Annotated in this window: 7 protein-coding genes; 4 read left to right on the top strand and 3 right to left on the bottom strand. The window is 69.9% G+C overall.

Annotation, left to right across the window (positions count from 1 at the left end):
• A partial coding sequence (locus J1C73_RS17945) for an electron transfer flavoprotein subunit alpha/FixB family protein (RefSeq protein ID WP_207317285.1) occupies nucleotides 1-440 on the top strand: 440 nt, incomplete at its 5' end.
• A gap of 95 nt (nucleotides 441-535) precedes the next feature.
• On the opposite strand, the gene J1C73_RS17940 is transcribed toward J1C73_RS17945, so the two are convergent.
• Together J1C73_RS17940 and J1C73_RS17935 are read right to left on the bottom strand one after the other, a co-directional pair.
• The gene (locus J1C73_RS17940; protein ID WP_207317284.1) at nucleotides 536-1,711 is read right to left on the bottom strand and encodes a macrolide family glycosyltransferase; all 1,176 of its coding nucleotides are present in this window, start codon (nucleotides 1,709-1,711) and stop codon (nucleotides 536-538) included.
• A gap of 238 nt (nucleotides 1,712-1,949) precedes the next feature.
• A complete protein-coding gene (locus J1C73_RS17935; RefSeq protein WP_207317283.1) occupies nucleotides 1,950-2,591 on the bottom strand; it encodes a CatB-related O-acetyltransferase in 642 nt (213 codons plus the stop codon).
• A gap of 201 nt (nucleotides 2,592-2,792) precedes the next feature.
• Here J1C73_RS17935 and J1C73_RS17930 point away from each other — a divergent pair, with 201 nt between their 5' ends.
• Both J1C73_RS17930 and J1C73_RS17925 read left to right on the top strand, forming a co-directional pair.
• A complete protein-coding gene (locus J1C73_RS17930) occupies nucleotides 2,793-3,239 on the top strand; it encodes an SRPBCC domain-containing protein (RefSeq protein ID WP_123463044.1) in 447 nt (148 codons plus the stop codon).
• Entirely contained in the window at nucleotides 3,236-3,589 is a 354-nt protein-coding gene (locus J1C73_RS17925; RefSeq protein ID WP_123463042.1) for an ArsR/SmtB family transcription factor, read from the top strand. The genes J1C73_RS17930 and J1C73_RS17925 overlap by 4 nt, the downstream gene beginning before the upstream one ends.
• A gap of 64 nt (nucleotides 3,590-3,653) precedes the next feature.
• On the opposite strand, the gene J1C73_RS17920 is transcribed toward J1C73_RS17925, so the two are convergent.
• Entirely contained in the window at nucleotides 3,654-5,060 is a 1,407-nt protein-coding gene (locus J1C73_RS17920; RefSeq protein WP_207317282.1) for a lipase family protein, read from the bottom strand.
• 248 nt (nucleotides 5,061-5,308) lie between these two features.
• Between J1C73_RS17920 and J1C73_RS17915 the strand changes: the two genes are divergently transcribed.
• Nucleotides 5,309-6,124 (top strand): SAM-dependent methyltransferase, encoded by an 816-nt coding sequence (locus J1C73_RS17915; RefSeq protein ID WP_207317281.1) that lies wholly within the window; start codon nucleotides 5,309-5,311, stop codon nucleotides 6,122-6,124.
• Nucleotides 6,125-6,746: the final 622 nt, after the last annotated feature.

The raw sequence follows: 6,746 nt of genomic DNA, 5'->3' as shown, positions 1-6,746 counted from the left end.
CGGCGCTGGCGACGGGTACGAGGGTGCTGTCGCGTACGCCGCGTGAGTCGACGGGGCGTCCGGAGCTGACGGAGGCGGCGATCGTGGTGTCGGGTGGGCGGGGTGTCAATGGTGCGGAGAACTTCCGTGTCATCGAGGCGCTCGCGGACTCGCTGGGTGCGGCGGTGGGTGCCTCGCGTGCGGCGGTGGACGCGGGCTGGTATCCGCATTCCAGCCAGGTCGGGCAGACCGGTAAGTCGGTCTCGCCGCAGTTGTACATCGCTTCGGGTATCTCGGGTGCGATCCAGCACCGGGCGGGGATGCAGACGTCCAAGACGATCGTCGCGATCAACAAGGACGCCGAGGCCCCGATCTTCGACCTCGTCGACTACGGCGTCGTCGGTGACCTCTTCGACGTCGTGCCCCAGCTCACCGACGAGGTCACCAGCCGCAAGGGCTGACCCGCCACCCAGCACACGGCACACGGCACGACCCGCAGTCCGGGGCCGCACGGTGAACACACCGCGCGGCCCCGCACCGTGCGGCGGCGCAGGGATCAGCCCAGCAGTTCCTCGATCAGACCGGCGGCCCTCGTGGTGCCGCCCTCGGCCCGCGCCTCCGCGCGGAGTCGCGCCGAGCGACGCGCGAGCGCCGGGTCGTCGACGAGTTCGGTGAGGGCGGTCCGCAGCGCCTCGGCCGTGGCGTCCTCGGTGTCGATGCGGCGGGCCACACCGAGCTCCACGAGCCGGTCGGCGTTCATGAACTGATCCGCGGCCTGCGGGACGGCGATCATCGGGACCCCGGTGAACAGCCCTTCGGAGCTGCCGCCCATGCCCGCATGGGTCACGAAGGCGTCGGCCTGCTCCAGGATCGCCAGCTGAGGTACCCAGGAGTGCACTTCGACGTTGGACGGGATGTCACCGAGCTTCCGCCGGTCGGTGTGCCTGCCGACCTGGAGCACCACGTGCCAGCCGGGCAGGTCGCCGTACGCGGCCAGGCACCGGCGGTAGAACTCGGGGCGGTCGGTGTACGCCGAACCCAGCGAGACCAGCAGGACGCGCTCCGCGTCCGCGGGACGGGTCCAGGTCCGATCGCCGCCACGCCGGCCGAAGCACGGGCCGACGAACGTCACCGTGTCCGTGTCGACGTCCTCGCCGTGCGGCTGCATCGCCCGGGGGATCAGCGCGAGGGTGTTCGCGGGACGGCCGCAGAAGGCGTCCATGTCGGTGGTGGACGCACCGCACTCGGCGAGCCACCGGCCGAACCCCGCCCGGTACGCGTCGGCGCCCGGCAGGGCCCAGAGCTGCGCGGCCACGTCCTGTGCGTAGCTCTCCCAGCCGACGAAGGTCGGGGACAGCTGCATGAGGGGGCGGTTCTGCGACTCGGCCAGCACACGCGCGGCATACGCGCCGATGTCGTACAGGTAGAGGTCCGCGGGGTCGTCGTCGTAGACGGCCCGCAGTTGCGGGAGAGCCTGGGCGGCGTCGTCCAGGAAGAGGCCCATCGCGGCGATGGGGTCGTCGGGCCAGTTGTTGTCGGCGACCGGCAGCACGGAGCCGCACGGTACGAACTCGGCACCGGTGGCCTCGATCCGCTCGGCCACCACCGGATCGTTGGCGTAGGTCACCCGGTGGCCGCGGGCCACCAGTTCACGGATGACCTCAAGGCTCGGCAGGACGTGGCTGACGGCGGGGATACCGACCATCGCGATGTGCGCACGGCGACGGGACATGGACGATCACTCTTTTCAGGTCTACGGCGAAGGAGACACGGCGGACCGGTGCGCCGGCCACCCCGGCGAAGGTGCCGGGTCGTGGGCGCGCACACGGACATGCCGGACGCGGGCGGGGCGCTGCCCCGTCCGCGTCAGCCGTAGATCTGGAGGAAGTTCATGCCGGAGACCCTAGTCCGCGTCCGGGCCCCCCGCACCCGGGTTTCGGCGAGCCGCCGCACGCGGCCCGGCCGCGGTGTCACACGGGCGGGGCCGCGGCTTCGAGTGCGTCGATGCTGCCCGACATGAGGGTCCGCACGTGCTCGGTGATGTGCTCCGCGGGCCAGTCCCACCAGGCCACCGCGAGCAGCCGGGCGATGTCCCGTTCGCTGTAGCGGGTGCGCAGGAGACGCGCCGGGTTGCCGCCGACGATCCCGTAGTCGGGCACGTCCTTGGTGACGACGGAACCGCTGCCGATGATCGCGCCGTGCCCGATCCGCACCCCGGGCAGCACCGTGGCGCTGTGGCCGAACCAGACGTCGTGGCCGACGACGGTGTCCCCCCGGCCCGGCAGGCCGGTCAGCAGGTCGAAGTGGTCCGCCCACGATCCGCCCATGGTCGGGAACGGGAAGGTGGAGGGGCCGTCCATACGGTGGTTGGCGCCGTTCATGATGAACCGCACCCCCGTGCCCAGCGCGCAGAACCTGCCGATGACCAGCTTCTCCGGGCCGTAGTGGTAGAGCACATTGCGCGTCTCGAACGCGGTGGGGTCGTCCGGGTCGTCGTAGTACGAGTACTCCCCCACGTCGATCAGCGGGGACTTCACCAGTGGACGGAGCTGCACCACCCTCGGCTGGCCGGGCATCGGGTGGAGCACGGTCGGGTCGGCCGGCACTGGCATGCGCGATTCCTTACGGGTGGGGCGGGCAGGACCGGTCCCATGATCGTGCCGCCGCCCCCGCCGCGACACCGGATTACCGGGCGGCGGCGACGCGGGACCACGCCGCGACGCAACCCCCGGGTTGCTCCCGAGGCACTCACGTGCAACTCTGGAGTTGCACCACATAGCGGCATCCACCGACGGAACCCAAGGAGTCATCCCATGAGCGAGGACCGGATCGAACGCGAAACCCTGATCGAGGCGCCCCTTGACCGGGTCTGGTCACTGGTGGCGCAACCCGGGTTCTGGGTGGCCGACAAGGCCTCCCTGCCCGGCACCGTGGCCAGGGAAGGTGAGTCACTGGTGGCGAAGAACTCCGAGCACGGCGACTTCCCCGTACGGGTGGAGAAGGTCGAGCCGCCGACGTATCTGGCGTACCGCTGGACCAGCGCGTTCCCCGGGGAGGAACTGCGCGAGGACAACAGCACCCTGGTGGAGTTCACCCTGACGCCGGAGGGCGAGAAGACGCGGCTGCGCGTCATCGAGAGCGGATTCGGGGCGCTTGCCGGGTCCGAGGAGCTGCGCGGTCAGAATCTCAAGGACCACACCGAGGGCTGGCCGCAGGAGCTCGACGCGCTCAAGAAGCGCGCCGAACAACCATCCGCGTGACGGAGGGAAGCCCCGACGCCGCCGAGGCCGTCGACAGCGTCCTCGGCGCGCTGGCCGACCCGACGCGGCGCAGGCTGCTCGATCTGCTCGCGGCCCAGGGCGAGGCCACCGCGACGTCGCTCGCCGGACAGCTCCCCGTCTCACGCCAGGCGGTGGTCAAACACCTCACCGTGCTGGACGCCGCCGGACTGGTGTCCGGGGGCCGGGTAGGTCGCGAGGTGCGGTACTCGGTGCAGCCCGCCGCACTGAACGCGACGGCCCGGTGGATGGCCGGGCTGGCAGCTGACTGGGACCGGCGGCTGGCGAACATCAAGCGCGTCGCCGAGGCGGCCGAGCGGGATTCGCACTGACACCCCGCCCCAGGCCGGCACCGCTCCCACCGGGCCGGAAGACCGGTGGGAGCGGAAGGCCGGGTCAGGGCTGGATCGGCATGCTCCAGCAGTTGGACGTGGCCGCCCGGCCCGCGAGGCGGTCGGTCAGCCACGAGATCGCGTCACCCTGGTCGGTGATGAGCGGGACCACGTGGTTGGTGAGGAGCTTGTCGCCGAGGTTCGGCAGGATGATGGCGTCGTAAGTGACGTCGGCGCCCTTGCGACACCAGTCCACGGCCAGCTTGCGTGCCTGTCCGTGGGGGACGATGTCGTCCTGGACGCCGGTCGCCAGGCGCACCGGTCCGGCGGGCTTGAGATTGCCGATGCGCTGCCGGTCGAGAGCGGCCTGCGCGCGGGGCTCGGCCGCGATGACGTCACCGATGGACTTCCCGCTCTTCGTCCACTTGTTGCTCTTGGCGAAGCCGTAGCCGAGGATCGCGTCGCCGACGCACATGGTCGAGGCGTCCTTCAGCGCGGCCTTGCCCGCGGCGTTGATGTTGGCCTCGACGACGTTCCGGACGTCGGGGTCGGCCTGGGCGAAGCCGTTGATCGACCAGGCCAGCGCACCGGCGAGGGCGCTGCCGTCGATGCCCTTCATGACCGCGGTCAGATCGGCGGGCGGCGCCCCGGAGTAGGTGCCGGCCAGTTCGACGTCGGGTGCGTAGGAGGGCTGCAGCTCGGCGGCCGCGGCACTGGCCCCGCCGCCCTGGCTGTATCCGTACAGCCCCGTGGGCGACTCGGGGGTGATGGACGCGCCGGGAACGGCGTGCGCGGCGCGGGCCGCGTCCAGCAGGGCGTGTCCCTCGTCGACCCGGTTGACGTAGGTGTGCAGCCGGTCGGTCGCGCCGAGTCCGACGTAGTCGGTGACGACGACCGCGGTACCGGTGGAGAGAAGGCGGTAGATCGCCAGGGCCTCGTAACCGACCGACACCGTCTCGCCGTTCAGGGTCAGCGGGTACTGAAGCGCCATCGAGGGCGCGCACTGGTCGCCCTGGCCCATCGTGCCCGCGGCCACCGCCACCAACGGCCGCGGCCCGCCGCGCTTCCATGCCGCCGACGGCTCGATGTAGGCACCGGTCACCGCGACCGGCCGGCCGTTGGAGTCGGTCGATCCATACATCAGCCGGGTGGCCGTGCCGGGCATCGGCCGGCCGTCCAGACCTGGGATGGCCAGCCCCAGCGGAAGCGGCTCATGACGCATCAACGCACCATTGGTGGGCGGCAGTTCAGTGGGCGGATTGTAGAAGTCGGGGATGGTCACACCCCGGGACACCACGGACTCCGCCCCGTCGGCGGCATGGGCGGGTACGGCGTACGTGAGCGCACAGGCCGTCGCCGTCACGGCGACGGCCAGCAGGCGTACAGGGCCGAGACGTTGCGGGCGACCGGGGGAAGCCACCGAGTGCGCGGTACTGAAGGTGGAACGCGAACGGGTGCTCTTGCGGCTCACAGCTCACTCCTCGCTCTGCTCCGAATGCAGGTGAGCGCAAGCTAGCAACGTAACTTACCGAAGGTAACCCGCCGGTAAGTTACGCTGCGGTAACCATTGCCCGGGTGCGGGGCACGGAGGCACCGAGGTGCGCGGAGGCAAGGCGGTACGGACGTGTCGCGCGCGGGAACGCGGCGTCCGGGGCGCACAAGTTCCTTATTCTGGGGGCGAGCTGATCGTCCAACGCCTCACGCACCCTGGAGTTCACCATGTCCCGACCGGCGAACGACGCCACCTCCCTGCACATCGACACCAGCAAGCCGCATCCCGCACGGATGTACGACTGGTTCCTCGGCGGCAAGGACAACTACCCGGTGGACGAGGCAATGGGCCGCCAGATGCTCGCACTCGAACCCGGTATTCCGGTGATGGCGAAGGTGAACCGGGCCTTTATGCACCGCGCCACCCGCTGGCTGTCGAGTCAGGGCATTCGGCAGTTCCTCGACATCGGGACGGGGATACCCACCGAGCCCAACCTCCACCAGGTGGCCCAGCAGTCCGTACCCGCCACCCGAGTTGTGTACTGCGATAACGACCCGATCGTGCTGGCCCACGCCGAAGCCCTGCTGAACGGCAGCCCGGAAGGCGCGATCGACTACGTACAGGCCGACGCGCGCGACGTGGACGCCATCCTCGAACACGCGGGTAAGACCCTTGACTTCAGCAAGCCGGTCGCTCTCTCGATGATCGCCCTGCTGCATTTCGTGAGTGACGAGGACGGCGCCTACGAGCTGATGAGCAGGCTGACCGGCGTACTGGCGCCGGGCAGCCATGTGGTGATCTCGCACCTCACCGCCGATTTCCATCCGGAGAAGGCCCAGAAGGTCGACGAGATGTACAAGGCCAACACGCTCACGCTGGCGCCGCGCAACCGCGCGCAGTTCTCCGCGTTCTTCGACGGACTGGAGATCGTCGAGCCCGGCATCGTGGCCGCCGAGGCCTGGCACCCCGAGCTCGGCGAACCGGTGCCCGGCCAGGAGGACATCATCAGTGCGGGGTACGTGGCGGTGGGCCGCAAGCCGTAGGGCCCGTGGCGCCACCGGCCGCCGCGCCCCGTCGTACGGGGCGCGGCGGTGACCCGGCACCGAAGAGGCAGCCGACCGCGACCCACCCGCGCAGGGCGGACTTCGGCCCCGCCCGCCGGCCTTCAGGGCATATACCCGCCGAACAGGGTCAGTTCATGCCTGGCACGGCATCGTGCGCATTTCGCGTCCAAACCCGTCGCACCGCCAGCTTCCTTTCCCCGAAGGGAACTTGCAGTTCTGCGGCTGCTCGGACGTTCACCCGACGGGCCTCGACATCCACCGGCGGACGAGAGCCCATCCGGAACGGTCGCCATCGCTAATCGGATCTAACCTTTCCGCAACGGCGCCCGAGAAGCTGACAGTTTGCCGATGCCGGGCGAGTTGGTCATGTGACCATTCCGCATACACGCCTGACAGCTCGTCACGCTGCAAGCGAGCGGCCGGTCAAAGCGATTTATCCGGGCAGGCCGAGGATTCCGCTTACCCTCGCCAAGTTCACCGTCCAGACACTTTTGGCCGAGTTGGATCGCTTCCGTGTCTCTAGATGAGCGCAAACTTTCGACGATGTACGCATCGGTAGTTAGGCGCTACGGCATAGGATCAGGCCGCGCTACTGGAACCC

Origin of the sequence: Streptomyces laculatispora, assembly GCF_017353455.1 — a bacterium.
In the GTDB taxonomy this organism is placed as follows: Bacteria; Actinomycetota; Actinomycetes; order Streptomycetales; family Streptomycetaceae; genus Streptomyces; species Streptomyces laculatispora.
The sequence above is the reverse complement of the archived record's forward strand: the minus strand, read 5'-3'. Positions and strand labels throughout refer to the sequence as shown.